The following is a 17,203-nucleotide window of genomic DNA, read 5'->3' as shown; positions in this document are numbered from 1 at the left end:
GGCCGCCTGCCCTGCGATTCCGCCGGCTGACCTGCGAGTCCGCCGGGCGGCCGATCCGCGCGTCCGCCGGTCTGACCTGCGAATCCGCCGGGCGGCGGCCCGCGCGTCGCCGGCCGGGACGCCCTGCGCCGAAGCGGTCGGCGGGTTTGCCGGCCGCCGGAACGGCTAGCAGGTTTCGGTGCGGCCGCAAACGTGTGACCGGCGTGATGCATCACTCACCGGTCGACCACGAAAGGTTCTCCGCTACCCTGCACGTTTACCGTAAAAAGTGAAGGCAATTCAACGTAGATTCTGCCGGCGAAGCGAGGATCACATGACGGATGTCAAACTCGACCACCCGGGCGGCCAGCTGTCGATTCCGGTCAAGCCCGCGGTCGACGGCCCAGCCGGCATCGCCACGGGCAACCTGTTGAAGGAGACGGGGTACGTCACCTACGATCCCGGATTCGTCAACACCGCGGCCTGCTCCTCCGAGATCACCTACATCGACGGTGACGCGGGCATCCTGCGTTACCGGGGCTACCCGATCGAGCAGTTGGCCGAGAAGTCCTCCTTCCTGGAGACGTCGTACCTGCTGATCTACGGCGAGTTGCCCACCACGGAGCAGCTCGCCGAGTTCGACGAGTGGATCCGGCGGCACTCGCTGCTGCACGAGGAGATGCGGCGCTTCTTCGACGGCTTCCCCCGGGACGCGCACCCGATGGCGGTGCTCTCCTCCGCGGTCAGCGCCATCTCCACCTTCTACCAGGACAGCCTCGACCCGTTCGACCGGGAGCACGTGGAGATCTCCACGGTCCGGCTGATGGCCAAGGTGCCGACGATCGCGTCGTACGCGTACAAGAAGTCGATCGGGCAGGCGATGCTCTACCCGGACAACTCGCTCGGATACGTCGAGAACTTGCTCCGGATGACGTTCGGGGTGCCGGCGGAGCCGTACGAGGTCGATCCGGTGGTGGCCCGGGTGCTGGACATGCTCCTGGTGCTGCACGCCGATCACGAGCAGAACTGCTCCACCTCCACGGTCCGGCTGGTCGGTTCGAGCCAGGCGAACCTCTTCGCCTCGGTCTCCGCCGGGGTGAACGCGCTGTTCGGCCCGCTGCACGGCGGCGCCAACCAGGCGGTGCTGGAGATGCTCGACGACATCCGGGCCTCCGGCGGCGACGTGCCGGGCTTCGTCCGGCGGGTCAAGGACAAGGAGCCGGGCGTCAAACTGATGGGCTTCGGGCACCGGGTCTACAAGAACTACGACCCCCGGGCCGCCATCGTGAAGAAGGCCGCCCAGGACGTACTGGCCCGGATGAACAAGCCGGACCCGCTGCTCGATCTCGCCATGCAGTTGGAGGAGATCGCGCTCGCCGACGACTACTTCGTCTCCCGGAAGCTCTACCCGAACGTCGACTTCTACACCGGCCTGATCTACAAGGCGATGGGCTTCCCGACCAAGATGTTCACCGTGCTCTTCGCGCTCGGCCGGCTGCCCGGCTGGATCGCGCAGTGGCGGGAGATGATCTCGGACCCGGAGACCAAGATCGGCCGTCCGCGGCAGCTCTACACCGGCGCCGCCGAGCGGGACTACGTACCGGTCGAGAAGCGCTGATTCCACCCAGGCCGGCCCGGCCCGGTCGTTCACCGGCCGTCGACGCGTACCCCGCGTCGGCGGCCGGTTCCGGCTGAGCCCAACCGGTGACGGACGAAGACGACCTTCCGTGTAACGGCTCCCGCACCGGGTAGTCGGCGGTGGCCACGCGCCCGACCGCGTCGAAGCGGTGCGAACCGCTGCGTAGAAGGAGCCTGTGATGACCCAGATGTCACGCCCGGCCCAGCCGAGCCACGATGGTCATGATGGTGAGTTCGAATTCTGGCGCAACCACGCCCAGATCTCCCTACAGCCGGTGGCCGCGCCATCGATCCTGGGACTCTTCGGGTATGCGGCCGCCACCTTCGTCGTCGCCACGAACCTCGCCGGCTGGTACGGCAACACCGCCACGCCGACCTTCCTGTTCCCGTTCGCCGCGATGCTGGGCGGGCTGGCGCAGTTCCTCGCCGGCATGTGGGCGTACCGGGCGCGGGACGGTCTGGCCACCGCCATGCACGGGATCTGGGGCGCCTTCTGGCTCTCCTACGGCCTCCTCTACCTGTTGATCTCGATCGGCGTACTTGTCCAGCCGACCCCGTTCGTGGCGCTCGGCTTCTGGTTCGCGGCCCTCGCCGCGATCACCTGGTCCGGCGCGTTCGCCGCGCTGGCCGACAACATCGGCCTGACCCTGGTGCTGGCGACGCTGGCCGCCGGGGCCACCTGTCTGGCGGTCGGCCAGATCGCGGACATCTCGCCCTGGCGTACCGCCGGCGCCTACATCCTGGTCGCCTCCTCGGTGATCGCCTGGTACACGGCGACGGCGATGATGCTGGAGGGCACCTTCCGCCGGGTGATCCTGCCGATCGGCAAGCTGCGCGGCCCGAACGTGCCGGGCCGGGAGCCGCGCCAGGTCATCCAGTTCATGGCCGGTGAGCCCGGCATCAAGGTCGGCCAGTAGCCGAAGGCCGGGCCGGCCGGCAGCGACGACGGTCGCGGTCGGCAGGTGGCGACGACGGTGGCGGCCGGCAGGTGGCGACGGCGGTCGCGGTCGGCAGGTGGCGACGACGGTGGCGGTCGGCAGGTAGGTAGCGACGGCGGGCGCGGTCGGCCGGTGATGACGGGGTCGCGGTCGGCGAGTAGCCGACAGGACAACGCCATGCTTGCAGTCAGCGGTCGGCCGGTGGCCGGCGCGGGTACGACGACGGGCGGGGTCCCGGACGACAGGTCCGGACCCCGCCCGCGCGGGTTCCGCCCGGCTCGACCCCGCCGGGCGTGCAGCGGATCGATTTGGCGCTTTACGACGGTTGTTCGGGTTCGTGCCGATACCGTGAAAGGTGCCCGGGCGTCCGCGACGACGACGGGCCGGCGGCGAACGGGGAGAGGCATGCGTGAGGCACGGCTGGACACGCCCGACGGGAGGTTCGAGCTGCCCGACGGAGAGCTGGAGATGCCCGACGTCGGCCGGCAACTCCTGCCCCGGGCGCTCGGCGTGCTGAGCCTCGGCCTCGGTGTCGCGGCGCTCGCGGTACCGGCCCGGCTCGCCGGGCTGACCGGGGTGGACGAACGCGTTCCGGTCGCCGTACTCCGGGCCATCGGTGCCCGGGAACTGGCGCCGGCCCCCGGGTTGCTGCTCGCGCCCCGCCCCGCCGGCTGGGCCTGGGTCCGGGTCGCCGGGGACGCGCTGGACCTGCTGCTGCTCGCCCGGGCGCTGCCGCGACGGCGCGGCGAGCGCCGCCAGCGGGTCGGCGCCACCCTGGCCGCCGTTGCCGTGGTCACCGCCGTCGACCTGCTGGCCGCGGTCCGCGCCGGGCGCTTCGCCGGGGCACGGCGCCGGGCGGTACGGGCCAGCGCCACGGTCACCGTCAACCGTTCCGCCGACGAGGTCTACCGGTTCTGGCGGGACTTCGAGAACCTGCCCCGGTTCATGTACCACCTGGAGTCGGTCCGCGCCGGCGGCGACGGGCGGTCGCACTGGACGGTCCGGGCCCCGGGCGGGCGCCGGGTCGGGTGGGACGCCGAACTGGTCGAGGAGACCCTCGGCGAGGCGATCGCCTGGCGGTCGGTGCGCGGTGCCCGGGTGCCGAACGCGGGGCGGGTGCGGTTCCGCCGGGCGGCCGGCGGCCGGGGCACCGAGGTCCGCGTCGACCTGGTCTACGCGCCGCCGGGCGGGGCGGTCGGCCGGACGGTCGCGAAACTCTTCGGCGAGGAGCCCGGCCAGCAGGTCCGGGACGACCTGCGCCGGTTCAAGCAGGTAGTGGAGACCGGCGAGGTCGTCCGGTCGGACGGCAGCCCGGCCGGGCTGGCCACCCGGCAGCAGGTGCTCCAGCGGCCGGCACGTCCACAGCCGGCGGACCCGCCCCGCTGACCGACCGCGCACCCGGAGGTATGTCCATGAAGGCGAACTGCTGGCAGGGTCGGCAGAAGGTCGGGGTGGAGGAGGTGCCGGACCCGCGCATCCTGAACGGCCGGGACGCCGTCGTCCGGGTCACCAGTACCGCGATCTGCGGCTCCGACCTGCACCTCTTCCACGGGTACATCCCGACGATGAAGCAGGGCGACATCCTCGGGCACGAGTTCATGGGCGAGGTGGTCGAGGTCGGGCCGGAGGTGGGGAACCTGCGGGTCGGCGACCGGGTGGTGGTGCCGTTCCCCATCTCCTGCGGCAACTGCCTGGCCTGCCAGGCCGGCCTCTACTCGCTCTGCGAGAACTCCAACCCGAACGCCGGACTCGCCGAGAAGCTGCTCGGACACTCGCCGGGCGGCCTCTTCGGCTACTCGCACATGCTCGGCGGGTACGCCGGCGGCCAGGCCGAGTACGCCCGGGTGCCGTTCGCCGACGTCGGACCGATAAAGATCCCCGACGACCTGCCCGACGAGAAGGTGCTGTTCCTCTCCGACATCTTTCCGACCGGGTACATGGGCGCCGAGATGTGCGGGCTGACCGGCGGCGAGGTGGTCGCGGTCTGGGGTGCCGGCGCGGTGGGCCTGCTGGCGATGCGCAGCGCGTACCTGCTCGGCGCCGAGCGGGTGATCGCGATCGACAGGTACCCGTACCGGCTGCGGATGGCGCAGGAGCAGGTCGGCGCCGAGCCGCTGAACTACGAGGAGGTCGACGTCCTGGAGGCACTGCGCGAGACGACCGGCGGCCGGGGGCCGGACGCCTGCATCGACGCGGTCGGCATGGAGGGGCACCACTCGTCTGCGCTGCTGTCGGGGTACGACCGCGCCAAGCAGTCGGCCCGGCTGGAGACCGACCGGCCGCACGCGCTGCGGGAGGCGATCATGAGCTGCCGCAACGGCGGCACGGTCTCGGTGATCGGGGCGTACGCCGGATTCGTGGACAAGTTCCCGATCGGCTCGCTGATGAACCGGTCGCTGACGCTGCGCAGCGGGCAGTGCCACGTGCAGCGCTACACCCGGATGCTGCTGGACCGGATCCGGCGCGGCGAGGTCGATCCGAGCTTCGTCATCACCCACCGGCTCCGGCTCGACGACGCGCCGATCGGCTTCGAGATGTTCCGGCAGAAGGCGGACGAGTGCGTCAAGGTGGTGCTCAGGACCTGAGACGCAGGACGTGACGGACGGTGCGGAGGCGGGATGGACGGCGTCGGCAGGCAGTGGACGGCAGCCGTCCCGGGTCCGCCGCGCCGGCAGTGGCTACGGATCTTCCTGACCGGCCTGGCGCTCTGGCTCGGCACGGTGGCGGTCATCCTGCTCACCGGAAACCCGACCCTGCTGCCCACCCTGGTGCTGCTGGGCAGTTTCCTGGTGCCGGTGACCTTCGTGGCCTGGGCGTTCCAGCGCCGCGACACCGGTGAGGTCACGGTCAGCGGGGTCTTCGGCACCTTCCTCGCCGGGGGCGTACTCGGGATCCTCGCCTCGGCCGTGCTCGAGTCGTACCTGCTGCGCCCGTCGGCGCTGCTCTTCCTCGGGGTGGGGCTGATCGAGGAGGCCGCCAAGCTGGCCGCGCTTGCGCTGCTGACCCGGCGGTTGGCCACCAAGACGACCCGGGACGGGATGGTCCTCGGCGCCGCGGTCGGCTTCGGCTTCTCCGCCCTGGAGTCCGCCGGGTACGCCTTCGTCGCACTCTTCACCGTGCAGGGCCTCTCGGTGGTGCAGGTGGTGCAGACGGAGATCCTGCGCGGCCTGGTGGCACCGGTCGGGCACGGGCTCTGGACCGCCGTCCTCGGCGGCGTGCTCTTCGCGCCCAGTACCCGGGAGCACTTCGTGGTCGGCCTGCGGCTGCTCTACGCCTATCTGGGCGTGGCGATCCTGCACGCGCTCTGGGACGCGATGCACGTTCTCGCGTTCTACCTGACCCTGCTCTTCACCGGCGCACGCGGCCTGCTCACCCTGGACGGCTCGCTGGGCCGGCCGACTCCGGTGCAGGCGGCGTTGATGCCGGCGCTGGAAGGGCTGGGGTTGACGCTCGTCGGCGTGGTCGGGGTCGTCTGGCTGGTGGCGCTGTGGCGGTCCGCCCGGCCCGGACCGGAGCGACCGGCGAGCGGCTGGCGGGTGCCGACCGGTGCGGGCAGGGCGACATCCCCCTGAACCGGCCCGGTCCCCGGCGTCCGGGCCGGAACCCCCGGCGGGGTCGGGCGGTCGGTTCGGTCGAGGCGAGCCGCAGCACCCCCCAGGCGGCCAGGCCGGCACCGGCCAGCGCGACCAGCCCGCCCCGGTAGCCGCCGGCGGTCCGCTCCCCGAGCAGCAGCACGGCGATGGCGGCCGAGGCGACCGGGTTGGCCAGGGTCACGGTGGCCAGCGGTGCGCCCAGCCCGGCACCCCGGTAGGCGACCTGGGACAGCAGTAGCCCGGCCGCGGCCATTCCGGCCAGTGGCACCGCCAGGCCCGCGCCGGTGAGCACCGCGCCGCCCCCGACGAGCCCGGTGACGAGCTGGGTCAGCGCGGAGGCCACCGCGAAGGCGATCCCGGCGGCGGTCGCGGTGAGCAGGCTGCGCGCCAGCGCCGACCCGCTGGCCCGGCCGGCCAGCACCAGTGCGCCGACAAGTGCGGCGGCCACGGCGGTCAGCGCCCACCCCTGGCCCGGCCGCAGGTCGTGCTCGCCCGCCCCGGGCAGGGTCAGTGCGAGCAGCAGGACCAGGCCGGCCACCGTGGCGGCGGCTCCGGACCACTGCCGGGCCGAGGGCCGGCGACCGATGGTGGCCGCCGCGATCGGCAGCGCGAGCACCAGGGTGAGTACGCCCAGCGGCTGCACCACCGAGAGCGGCCCGTACGCGAGCGCGGCGACGTGCAGGGCGGCGCCCGTTCCGTTCCCCGCCACCGACAGCCACCAGCCGGACCGGCGCAGGACGGTGCCGAGATAGCCCCGCCCTGCGTCCCCCGTCGGTCCGGCCTGGGTGGCGAGCCGTTCCTGTAGCACCGCCGCGCCCGCGTACGCCGCCGCCGAGGCCACCGACAGGACGATCGCCAGTACCAGTGCGATCACGGCCGGCCCCCCGAGACCATGGATCGTCATGACCTCATGATCCTCGGTGGCGGCCCTCCTGGCGTCACCCCGTGGGCGGCATCACCCCTACGCCGCTCGGTGTAGGCATGCTCCGTCCGGTTCACCCGGGAGGGTGAGAACGTCATCCCCAAGGCTGGTGGCGGGCCGCCCGCCGGACCGTCCGTCCGACCGGCCCGGCGGCGTCGCCTAGGCTGTCAGCCGGACCGGACCGGCAGCGACCGGCTGTCGCCGACCAGCGGGAGGGGACCTGATGCACCGTACGGTGGTGCGGCTGTTCGTGCTGGCGGCGGTCGCCGAGGCGTTCTCCTGGCTGGCCCTGCTGGTCGGGATGGCCGTCAAGTACGGCCCGCCGGGCAACGAGATCGGTGTGCAGATCTTCGGCCCGGTGCACGGCGGACTCTTCGTCGCCTACGTCGGCCTGGTGCTGCTGCTGGCCCGGCTCGGCCGGTGGCGCTGGCTCACCGTCGTCGTCGCCCTGGTCTGCGCGGTGCCGCCGTTCGCCACCCTCGGCTTCGAGCGCTGGGCCCGCCGCCGTGGCCTGTTGACGGTCGCCCCCGCCGGCCCGGCCGCCGGTGTGCCGGCCGCCGCCAGCGACCGCACCCTGGAGGGTTCCGCCCGGAGCTGACCGGCCGGCCGGAGGGGCCGTCCGGCGAGCCCGGCAACCCCACCAACGTGCTCACGGTCGCGGCCAGCACCAACACGACTGCGCTCAGCGGAGGACCAGCCAGGCGACGAACGCGCCGATCAGCAGCAGGCCGATGCCGGCCTGGAGCAGCAGGGCCGGCCCGAGGTGCGACCAGAGGGTCGGGGTACGCGGCGTGAGCAGTTGCCCGGTGGTGAGGTTGACGATCCGCTCCACCCGGGGTGCCAGCCCGACGGCCTGCTGCGAGCGTACGGTGACCTGCACGTGGTCGGCCGGTTCCAGGGCGCTCTGCGGCAGGTGCCCGTGGATCTCCATCTCGCACAGCACGCCGCTGCCGTCGCGCAGCCGCAGCGGGGTCACCAGGAACTCCGGCCCCTTGCGCAGTTCCTTCCACCTGCGCCGGGCACCGCCGCCGGCACCCGCCCGCAGCACCGAGGCGAGCAGCAGCAGGACCAGCCGGACCACCGCCGCCGTGCCGAGTACGGCGACCAGGACGGGTTGCTTGATCCGGACCTCCCGGGAGTAACCCTCCAGCAGCCGTACGACGTGGCCGGTGATGACCGGCCCGGGACGCCAGGCGACCCGCTCGGGAAACAGTTCGTCCATGCGTTCACCACCGAGAGTCCGCTCCCGAGCACGAATTGTATCGATCATGACGAATGAACGGGCAGTGAGTGAATCAGTTTCACGTTATGTGACAATCCGCTCACTCCTGGCTGCTGGTGCCCGGTCGGGTCGGTTCCGCCACGGCGCGGGGCTTCCGGGTGGGCGGCCAGGTGACAAGCCGACCGGCGCGGGTAACCCCGCCGCGAGCTTGGAGAGGGGACGACCCATGCAGCTGTCCTTCCTGCGTCCGATCTGTGCCCATCCCGGCCCGTGGACGTCGGTCTACCTGGACGCCTCCCGGGACACCCACGACGCCCACCCCGCGCTCGACCTGCGGTGGCGGGCCCTCCAGGAACGGCTGGCGGAACAACGGACCGACCCGCGCGACGTGGCGGCGCTGGACGCCGTGGTCCGGGGGCACGACCCGATGCCCGGCGACTACGGGCTCGCCGCGTTCGCCACCGGCGGCGAGGTGGTGCTCACCGAGTACCTCTCGGCACCGCCACGCAAGGACATCGCCCTGCACGGGCCGGTCGCGCACACCATGCCGCTGGTCGCCCAGCGCAACGAGCAGGTGCCCTGGGTCCGGGTGCTGGCCAGCCGCACCGGCGCGGACGTCGAGGCGGTGAGCGCCGGCGGGGTACCCCGGCACGCGCACGTCGACGGCGGCAACCGGTGGCCGCTGCGCAAGGTGCACCCGGGCGGCTGGTCGCAGCCGCACTTCCAGCACGCGGCGGAGCTGGTCTGGCAGCGCAACGCCGGGGACGCCGCGTCGGCCACCGCCGCGCTGGCCGAACGGGTCGGCGCCGAGGTGATCGTGGTGGCCGGGGAGACCCGGGCCCGGCAACTGCTCGCCGGCCAGCTGCCCGCGTTCTGGCAGGACCGGGTGGTGCAGACCGACGCCGGCTTCCCGGCCGCCGGCGCCGACCAGACCGCCTTCGACGACGTCACCGTGCAGGCCATCGCCGAGGTCGCCGCCGCGCACACCGACGTGGCGCTGGACAAGTTCGGCATGCAGCGCGACGTCGGCGCCGGCCTGGACGCGGTGGTCACCGCGCTGCAACGCGGCCAGGTGGACACCATGCTGATCGTGGACGACCCCTCCTCGACCGACGAACTCTGGATCGGCCCGGAACCGACCGACATCGCCGGCGATCCCGACGAACTCCGGGCGGTCTCGATCGCCGACCCGCAGCGGGTACGCGCCGACGCCGCCCTGGTCCGCGCGCTCGTCGGTACCGACGCCGGGCTGACGGTGCTCGGCCCGGAGCAGGCGCCCGACCTCACCGACGGGGTCGGCGCGATCCTGCGCTACGTCGACGCCAGCACCCCGGCGGGCCGTGATGGCTGACCCGGGGCGGGCCGCGGTGCGGACCAGCGCGGCGGTGACCGACCGGACCGTCGCCGACCTGCTCGTCGAACGGCTCCGGGCCTGGCGGGTGCCCCGGGTGTTCGGGCAGCCCGGCGAGGGAGTGGCGCTGATCGTCGACGCGCTGCGCCGGGCCGGCGGGGACCCGGGCTTCGTGCCGTCCCGGCAGCCCGAGGCGGCCGGGTTCATGGCGGCCGGTCATGCCAGGTACACCGGGACGGTCGGGGTCTGCCTGGCCACCCAGGGGCCGGGGGCGCTGCACCTGCTCGGCGGCCTCTACGACGCCCGCCTGGACGGCAAGCCGGTGGTGGCGGTGATCGGGCAGCAGACGTACCGGGCGCTGGGCAGCGGATACCAGGAGATCGAGCTGCCCCGGCTCTTCGGCGACGTCTGCGCACAGTTCCTGCGTACCGCGGCGCTGCCGGAGCAGGTGCCCTACCTGCTCGACCAGGCGATCCGTACCGCCGTGTCGACCCGCAGCCCGACCTGCCTGGTGGTGCCGCACGACCTGCTCGGCCAACCGGTACCCGACGGCATGCCGCACCCGGACGGCGGCGGCGTGCTCGCCTCGGCGCCCGGCCTGCCACCGGCCCGGGTGCTGCCGCACGAGGCGGAGCTGGACGCCGCCGCCCAGTTGCTCGGCGCCGGCCAGCGGGTGGCGATCCTGGTCGGCCAGGGCGGCTACGGCGCCGCCGACGAGATCGTCGAGCTGGCCGACCGGCTCGACGCCGGGGTGGCCACCTCGCTGCTCGGCAAGCCGGTGCTGGACGAGCGGCTGCCCTACCACACGGGAGTGCTCGGCCAGGTCGGCACGGCGGCCAGCGCGCAGTTGATGGCCGGCTGCGACACCCTGCTGATGGTCGGCACCAACGACCCGTGGACCGGCTACTACCCGATGCCGGGCCAGGCCACGGCGGTGCAGATCGACATCGACGGCAGCCGGCTGGCCAGCCGCTACCCGATCGACGTCCCGCTGGTCGGCGACGCCCGGGAGACGCTGCGGGCGCTGCTGGCCCGGGTGCCGCAGCGGCGCAACCGGGACTGGCGCGGCATGATCGAGGGGGCAGTGGACCGGGCCCGGACCGAGTGCGCCGCCCGGGCCGAGGAGCGCACCGGCCGGCTGAACCCCCGACTGGTACTCCGCGAGCTGTCACCCCGGCTGCCGGCCGACGCCTCGGTCGCGGTGGACGTCGGATCGGTGACCTACTGGTACGCCCGGCACCTGCAACTGCCGCCCGGCGTACCGGCACACCTCTGCGGCACGCTCGCCTCGGTCGGTTCCGCCGTGCCGTACGCCGTGGCGGCGAAGTTCGCCAGCCCGGACCGACCGGTCTTCGTACTGCTCGGCGACGGCGCGATGCAGTCCGGCGGGCTGGCCGAGCTGATCACCGTGGCCCGGCACTGGCCGGAGTGGCCCGATCCCCGGCTGGTGGTGCTGGTGTTGAACAACTCCGACCGGGCGGGCCGGGGCGGCGAGCCGGAGCGGGGGCCGGACAGCGCGTTCCCGGCCGACAGCGCAGCCGTCCGGACCTCCTCGGCGGAGCTGGACCGTCCCGCCGCACCGGGGATGCCGACCCCGGCGGCGGTACGCGACGGCGACGTCCCGTACGCCGGCTGGGCCCGGCTGCTCGGGTTGCACGGGATCTGGGTGGACCGGCCGGAGCAGGTCGGGCCGGCCTGGGAGGAGGCGCTCGCCGCCGACCGGCCGACCCTGATCGAGGCGGTGGTCGACCCGGCCATCCCGCTGGACGCGCCGGAACAGCCCTTCGCCGACCTGCGCGGCCTGACCGCCGACGGCCTCGCCGAGGGTGCCGGGAGTACGGCCCTCCGGGGCCGGGCCCGGGCCCTGCGGGAGCGGGCCGCCAACGGCGCCGACCTGGTCTGATCCGCCCGGGAACGGCGTCGACCCGGTCTGCCGTCCCGGAGCGGGCCGGGTGTCGGGTTCGGGGTGCTCGGCGGGGGCCGGGAGTCGGTCAGCCGCGTTCGGCGGCGGGCCGGGCGGGCTCGACCTGACGGCCGGACCACTGCTCGACCAGCCGGATCGCCTCGTCGGCCGGTACGTCGGCCCGGTCGACCGAGCCGAGCCAGACCGGGGTGCGCGCTCCGACCGGCCAGGCCGCCAGCAGGCGCTGGTCGTCGGCGCCGTCGTGCAGGCTCAGCCGGGCCACCCGGGTCCAGGCGAGCACGCTCTGCCCGCCGGTGCGGACGCCGTCCGGCCCCGCCGAGCGGCCGGCCCGGCCGCGACGTTCCGCCAGCACCAGGCCGACCGCCACCAGCAGCCCGGTCAGGCTGGTCACCAGGGTCGCCAGGGCGAGCGGGCGCAGTCCCTCGCCGGACGCCACCTGCCAGCCGGCCACCCCCGCCACCACGAGCGCGAACGGGACGACGGCGATGGCGAAGTAGCTGGCGTACCGGGGGCCGCCGGCAGCTCCGAAGTGCAACTGGGTCACAACCGTGGATCATCCGAGATCGTGCCCCTCCGGAGCAAACCCGGGGCCACCCCGGCGTGGCGGAGGTGCGGCCGGCCCGGACATAACCGTCGGGCCTCCGGATTGCGCCCGCCAGGTTGCTGACCGCCCGTTTGAACGCGATCGGGACGGGAAGGCGCGGCGCACGCGGACGAGGGAGGTGAGCCGGGTGCGGGAGATGCAGGAGTGGCCGGCCGCGGACGGGCCCGGCCTCCCACCGGACCGCGTCGTGTCACCGGAGAGCGCCGGCCGGGTGCTGCTGGCCGTGGCGTCCCGCGCGGTCGTCGGGCGGGACTGCGCCGACCTCGGGTACCACCCGCTGCTGTCGCGTTTCCGGGGTGCGCCGGAGGCGGTACGCCGGTCCGCGCTGGCCCGGGCCGCGACCCGGTCCGCGCTCACCGCCGAGCAGGCCGGGGCGCTCGACGCCGAACGGGTCGCCCGGTGGATCGCCGAGCACTACCCGCTGCGCTGGTATCCCGGCGTCGTCCTGGGCTCCCCGCACGGCGGGGCGGTGCACCTGGCCACCGCGATGGGGGTGCCGTGGCTGCCGGCGGGTTTCGACGTGTCGGTGCAGTGGCCGGGCGGCCGGGTGGACAGGCCGGTCGAGGCGGCCGGCTTCGGCGCCCGGGTCGCGAGCCGGCTGATCGGGAACAACCCGGGGGTACGGGTGCGGCAGGTGCACGATCCGGCCGGTCGGGGCGTACTGGCCGGCTCGACGGTGTCGCTCGTGGTCCGCTGGCGCCGGTTGCCGGAGGCGTACCGGGAGTTCCTCGGCAGCCGGCTGGCGCCGGGTGCACCGGTGCTGCTGCTGCGCGACGTGCGCACCTGGCCGGTCTCCGACGCGGGGGAGGGGCACAGTTTCCAGCTCGGCGGGCCGGTCAGCGGGCTGGAGCCGGCCGATTTCCGGCCGGAGAGCGAGCTGCTCGGCCAGGTGCTGCGGGTGGCCGGCGGGGACGGGGCGAGCTGGGACGCGCCGCAGGGCGGTCGCCCGGAGTATGCCGAACAGGGCGTCGAGCCCGGTTTCGAGAGCAGCCTGCTGGACCGGGTACGCGAGGCCGGCAGCCCGCTGCACCGGGTGCTGTTCCCCGGCCCGGACGCGCTGAGTGCGGCGGTGGCGGACGTCTACCGGAGCTGGCTGCGCGGGGCCGGCAAGAGCGGGGACCGCTGCGTGGTGGAGTGCGGCCGGCTGATCGACCCGTGGCAGGTGCTCCGGGCCGGCCTGGTGCCGTACTGGTGCGAGAACGCCACCACCCGCAGTGTGGCCGGGGCGGAGTGGTGGCTGGCCGGCAGTACCCCGTTCAGCTCGCTGGACGTCCTGCCGGAGCCGCCCGGGCTGCGCTCGCCCGCCCTGGCCGGGTTGCCGCAGTGGCTGGCGGTGGCCTCGTTCGGTCGCCGGCGCCGGGCGGTGGACCGGGTCGCCGCCCGGGGCTACCCGGTGACCTCGGTGGCCACCCGGCACGCCACCGAGGTACTCCGGAACCAGCCGTACGACCTGCCGGCGCCGGCTCCGCTGCGGATGGTGGAGGCGCTGGCCGGGCTGCGGGCCAGCGGCACTCCGCAGGGGCTGCTGGTCTGCTGACCCGCCCTGATCGCAAAACTCCTCGCAGAAGTCACCGCCCGTGATTGAGTACCTACAGGGCGGGAAGAACGCTGACTGCCAACTGGTCAGCTGACTGCTAGCCGGTCAACCGTGCTGCGCAACGCGGTGTGCGGCGTCCGCCCGTTCAGTTCGGTTACTTGTTCGCTTCCGGCGCGGTGTCGTCCCGTACGTCGCCGATGACCGGATCGCATCCCGGGCGGGGGCCCTTCCTGAGGGAGGCGCGGATGTACGGACAGATCACCACCACACCACCGGCCGAGCGTGGCCTGGAGGACCTGGACGCGGCCGCGCTGGCGTACGCGGCGAGGATCGCCGGCCTGCCACCGGAACGCCGGCAGGAGGCCCGGGACGACCTCGTCCGGTTCGCCCTGCCGTTCGCCGGCCGGCTGGCCCGACGCTACCGGGGCCGGGGTGAGCCGCTGGAGGATCTGGAGCAGGTGGCCCGGTTGGGCCTGGTGAACGCCGTCGACCGGTACGACCCGGAACGCGGCTCGTTCACCGCGTACGCGGCGATCACCATCGTCGGCGAGATCAAGCGGCACTTCCGGGACCGCACCTGGGGGGTGCACGTACCCCGGCGGCTGCGCGACCTGATCCTGGAGGTCGGCCAGGCGACGGCGGCGCTCACCAGCGAGCTGTCCCGCTCGCCGAGCGTGGCCGAGTTGGCCGCCCGGCTGGAGACGCCGGAGGAGGAGATCCTCGCCGCCCTGGAGTCGGCGGCCGGCTACAGCCCGGCGTCGCTGAACGCACCGGTCGGCGGGGAGAGTTCGGCGGAGTTCGGCGACCTGGTCGGCGAGTCCGACACCGACCTGGAGTCGGTCGACGACCGGGTGACGGTCAGCGGGCTGCTCGGCCGGCTGCCGTGGCGGGAGCGGCGGATCCTCGCGATGCGCTTCTACGGCAACCAGACCCAGGCCGAGATCGCCGCCCGGTTCGGCATCTCGCAGATGCACGTCTCCCGGCTGCTCTCCCGGGCGCTCACCTGGCTGCGCCAGGCGATGCTCGCCGACTCGCCCGCGCCGTGGCAGGTCGGCGGGGCCGAGGCGGGTGGCGCACCGGCCCGGCTCGAGGTGCGCCAGGTGGGCCAGCGGGTGGTGGTCGAGGTTACCGGGGAGATCGACCGGGAGACCGCCGAGCAGTTGCGGCAGGCGGTGGTCGAGGCGGTCGCCGACAGGCATCCGGCCGAGGTGGCGATCGACCTGACCGACGTGGCGAAGCTGGACGGTCCCGCGCTGGCCGCGCTGGTCGCCGGCCGGGACGCCGCGCACCGGGCCGGGGTCCGGTGGCGGCTGGCTCGGGCGCAACCCGTGGTCCAGCATTCGCTCAGCGCCGCCGGCCTGGTCGCGCTGCCGGCGGACTGACCGGCCGCGTCCCGGCGGCCCCTCCTTCCGGTACACCGTCCGCCGTCACCGGCCGTCCTCCTCCGGCGGCTGGTCGGCGTCGTCCGAGGAGGCGCGTCCGGTCCGCCAGCGTGGACTCTCCGGGCCACCCCGGGCGTCGTCGTCGGCGTGCTCGTCGGGGCGGCTCGGCTCGAACGACGGCCGGCGGACGTCCCCGGGTTCCGGCACCTCGATCGGCCGGGCGCCGGTGCCGGGCCGGGGACGGTGTGCCTCGGCCGCCTCGGGTCCGTGCGCGCCCTCCGCGGTGGCCGCCTCGGTCTCCGGACGGTGCGGCTCGTGCCGCAGCTCCTCCCGGATCAGCTGTGGCGGTCGGGTGGACCGTTGCGGCAGGTCGCGGCCGAGGTCCGCGACGAGCGGGCCGTACTTCTCGTCGAAGGCGGGACGCTCGGAGCGGATCCGGGGCATCCGGTCGAAGTTGCGCAGCGGCGGCGGGCAGCTGGTCGACCACTCCAGCGAGTTGCCGAAGCCCCACGGGTCGTCCACGTCGACCATCCGGCCGAACCGCCACGACTTCCAGACGTTGTAGAGGAAGAAGAGCGTGGAGGCGCCGAGCACGAAGCTGCTGATCGTGGAGACGGTGTTGAGCACGGTGAAGCCGTCGCTGGGCAGGTAGTCGGCGTACCGGCGGGGCATGCCCTCGCTGCCGAGCCAGTGGTGCACCAGGAAGGTGCCGTGGAAGCCGAGGAACATCGTCCAGAAGTGCACCTTGCCGAGGCGTTCGTCGAGCAGCCGGCCGGTCATCTTGGGGAACCAGAAGTACACCCCGGCGAAGGCGGCGAAGACGATCGTGCCGAAGAGCACGTAGTGGAAGTGCGCGACGACGAAGTAGGTGTCGGTGACGTGGAAGTCGACCGGCGGGCTGGCCAGCAGCACGCCGGTGAGCCCGCCGAAGAGGAAGGTGACCAGGAAACCGACGGAGAAGAGCATCGGCGTCTCGAAGGTCAGCTGTCCCTTCCACATCGTGCCGATCCAGTTGAAGAACTTCACCCCGGTCGGTACCGCGATCAGATAGCTCAGCCAGCTGAAGAACGGCAGCAGCACCTGGCCGGTGCCGAACATGTGGTGCGCCCAGACGGTCATCGAGAGGATCGTGATCGCCAGGGTGGCGGCGACCAGACCCTTGTAGCCGAAGATCGGCTTGCGGCTGAAGACCGGGATGACCTCGGTGATGATGCCGAAGAACGGCAGCGCCACGATGTAGACCTCGGGATGGCCGAAGAACCAGAACAGGTGTTGCCAGAGCAGCGGGCCGGCGTTGGCCGGGTCGTAGACGTGCGCCCCGAGCCGCCGGTCGGCGTAGAGCGCCAGCAGCGCGGCGGCGAGCAACGGGAAGACCAGGATCACCAGGACGGCGGTGAAGAGCATGTTCCAGGTGAAGATCGGCATCCGGAACATGGTCATCCCGGGCGCCCGCAGGGTCAGGATGGTGGTGATCAGGTTGACCGCGCCGAGGATGGTGCCGAGCCCGGAGAGGACCAGACCGATCACCCACATGTCCGCCCCGACGCCGGGGCTGTGCTGGGCCCGGCTCAGCGGCGTGTACGCGGTCCAGCCGAAGTCGGCCGAGCCGCCCGGGGTGAAGAAGCCGGCGATCACCAGCGAACCACCGAGCAGGTAGAGCCAGTACGCCAGCGCGTTGAGCCGGGGGAAGGACACGTCCGGTGCGCCGATCTGCAACGGCACCACGTAGTTGCCGAAGGCGAAGGCCAGCGGGGTGGCGAAGAGCAGCAGCATGATCGTGCCGTGCGCGGTGAAGAGCTGGTTGTACTGCTCGGGGGAGAGGAACTGGAGCCCGGGACGGCCCAGTTCGGCCCGCATCAGCATCGCCATCGCGCCGCCGATGACGAAGAACCCGAACGAGGTGGTGAGGTAGAGCAGGCCGATCTGCTTGGCGTCGGTGGTGCCGAGCAGCCGGATCAGGGTGCTGCCCCGGACCGCCCGGCGCACCGGGCCGGGGTAGCCGCCCGAGCGGGCGGGGGCGAGGACCAGCGGTGCACGCTCCTGTCCGGGTTCGGTGACCACGCGTTTCGGCATTTCCCGCTCACCCCGTAGCTGATCGCGGCTAGGACGAGGG

At 73.4% G+C, this 17,203-nt stretch carries 13 protein-coding genes and 1 pseudogene; 10 read left to right on the top strand and 4 right to left on the bottom strand.

The window, feature by feature from the left end; translation table 11 throughout:
• The first annotated feature begins 313 nt into the window (after positions 1-313).
• From ACN28A_RS32140 to ACN28A_RS32120, 5 genes are all read left to right on the top strand, one after another.
• Positions 314-1,597, top strand: a complete 1,284-nt coding sequence (locus tag ACN28A_RS32140) for a citrate synthase (protein WP_421401732.1) — start codon at positions 314-316, stop codon at positions 1,595-1,597.
• 199 nt (positions 1,598-1,796) lie between these two features.
• Entirely contained in the window at positions 1,797-2,534 is a 738-nt protein-coding gene (locus tag ACN28A_RS32135) for an acetate uptake transporter family protein (protein WP_421401730.1), read from the top strand.
• A gap of 426 nt (positions 2,535-2,960) precedes the next feature.
• Positions 2,961-3,941 (top strand): SRPBCC family protein, encoded by a 981-nt coding sequence (locus ACN28A_RS32130; RefSeq protein ID WP_421401727.1) that lies wholly within the window; start codon positions 2,961-2,963, stop codon positions 3,939-3,941.
• Between the two features lie 26 nt (positions 3,942-3,967).
• Complete coding sequence (locus ACN28A_RS32125; protein ID WP_421401724.1) at positions 3,968-5,140, top strand: zinc-dependent alcohol dehydrogenase; 1,173 nt, start codon at positions 3,968-3,970, stop codon at positions 5,138-5,140.
• Between the two features lie 33 nt (positions 5,141-5,173).
• Complete coding sequence (locus ACN28A_RS32120; RefSeq protein WP_421401721.1) at positions 5,174-6,127, top strand: PrsW family intramembrane metalloprotease; 954 nt, start codon at positions 5,174-5,176, stop codon at positions 6,125-6,127.
• Positions 6,128-6,200: 73 nt separating this feature from the next.
• Here the strand turns inward: ACN28A_RS32120 and ACN28A_RS32115 are convergent.
• Positions 6,201-7,052: pseudogene (locus tag ACN28A_RS32115) on the bottom strand (DMT family transporter); the annotation flags it as partial.
• A 241-nt stretch (positions 7,053-7,293) separates the two neighbouring features.
• Here ACN28A_RS32115 and ACN28A_RS32110 point away from each other — a divergent pair.
• Positions 7,294-7,668 carry a DUF3817 domain-containing protein gene (locus ACN28A_RS32110; RefSeq protein ID WP_421401718.1) on the top strand — a complete coding sequence of 125 codons (375 nt, stop codon included), beginning with the start codon at positions 7,294-7,296 and terminating at the stop codon, positions 7,666-7,668.
• A gap of 84 nt (positions 7,669-7,752) precedes the next feature.
• On the opposite strand, the gene ACN28A_RS32105 is transcribed toward ACN28A_RS32110, so the two are convergent.
• Positions 7,753-8,292, bottom strand: a complete 540-nt coding sequence (locus ACN28A_RS32105; protein ID WP_421401715.1) for a hypothetical protein — start codon at positions 8,290-8,292, stop codon at positions 7,753-7,755.
• 226 nt (positions 8,293-8,518) lie between these two features.
• On the opposite strand from ACN28A_RS32105, the gene ACN28A_RS32100 reads away from it, so the two are divergent.
• Together ACN28A_RS32100 and ACN28A_RS32095 are read left to right on the top strand one after the other, a co-directional pair.
• Positions 8,519-9,643: a Vms1/Ankzf1 family peptidyl-tRNA hydrolase gene (locus tag ACN28A_RS32100; RefSeq protein WP_421401713.1), complete on the top strand. Its 1,125-nt coding sequence runs from the start codon at positions 8,519-8,521 to the stop codon at positions 9,641-9,643.
• Positions 9,644-9,677: 34 nt separating this feature from the next.
• The gene (locus tag ACN28A_RS32095) at positions 9,678-11,546 is read left to right on the top strand and encodes a thiamine pyrophosphate-binding protein (RefSeq protein WP_421404753.1); all 1,869 of its coding nucleotides are present in this window, start codon (positions 9,678-9,680) and stop codon (positions 11,544-11,546) included.
• An 88-nt stretch (positions 11,547-11,634) separates the two neighbouring features.
• On the opposite strand, the gene ACN28A_RS32090 is transcribed toward ACN28A_RS32095, so the two are convergent.
• A complete protein-coding gene (locus tag ACN28A_RS32090) occupies positions 11,635-12,111 on the bottom strand; it encodes a hypothetical protein (protein WP_421401710.1) in 477 nt (158 codons plus the stop codon).
• Between the two features lie 196 nt (positions 12,112-12,307).
• Between ACN28A_RS32090 and ACN28A_RS32085 the strand changes: the two genes are divergently transcribed.
• Together ACN28A_RS32085 and ACN28A_RS32080 are read left to right on the top strand one after the other, a co-directional pair.
• The gene (locus ACN28A_RS32085) at positions 12,308-13,708 is read left to right on the top strand and encodes a hypothetical protein (RefSeq protein WP_421404751.1); all 1,401 of its coding nucleotides are present in this window, start codon (positions 12,308-12,310) and stop codon (positions 13,706-13,708) included.
• Positions 13,709-13,953: 245 nt separating this feature from the next.
• Positions 13,954-15,090 carry a SigB/SigF/SigG family RNA polymerase sigma factor gene (locus ACN28A_RS32080; RefSeq protein ID WP_421401709.1) on the top strand — a complete coding sequence of 379 codons (1,137 nt, stop codon included), beginning with the start codon at positions 13,954-13,956 and terminating at the stop codon, positions 15,088-15,090.
• A 45-nt stretch (positions 15,091-15,135) separates the two neighbouring features.
• Here ACN28A_RS32080 and ctaD read toward each other — a convergent pair whose 3' ends face one another.
• On the bottom strand, positions 15,136-17,163 hold the full coding sequence (ctaD, locus tag ACN28A_RS32075; RefSeq protein ID WP_421401707.1) for a cytochrome c oxidase subunit I: 2,028 nt from the start codon (positions 17,161-17,163) through the stop codon (positions 15,136-15,138).
• Positions 17,164-17,203 lie beyond the last annotated feature (40 nt).

The organism is Plantactinospora sp. WMMB782, assembly GCF_049179135.1.
GTDB lineage: Bacteria > Actinomycetota > Actinomycetes > Mycobacteriales > Micromonosporaceae > Plantactinospora.
Note: the sequence above shows the minus strand (reverse complement) of the source record. Positions and strands in the feature narration are given on the sequence as shown.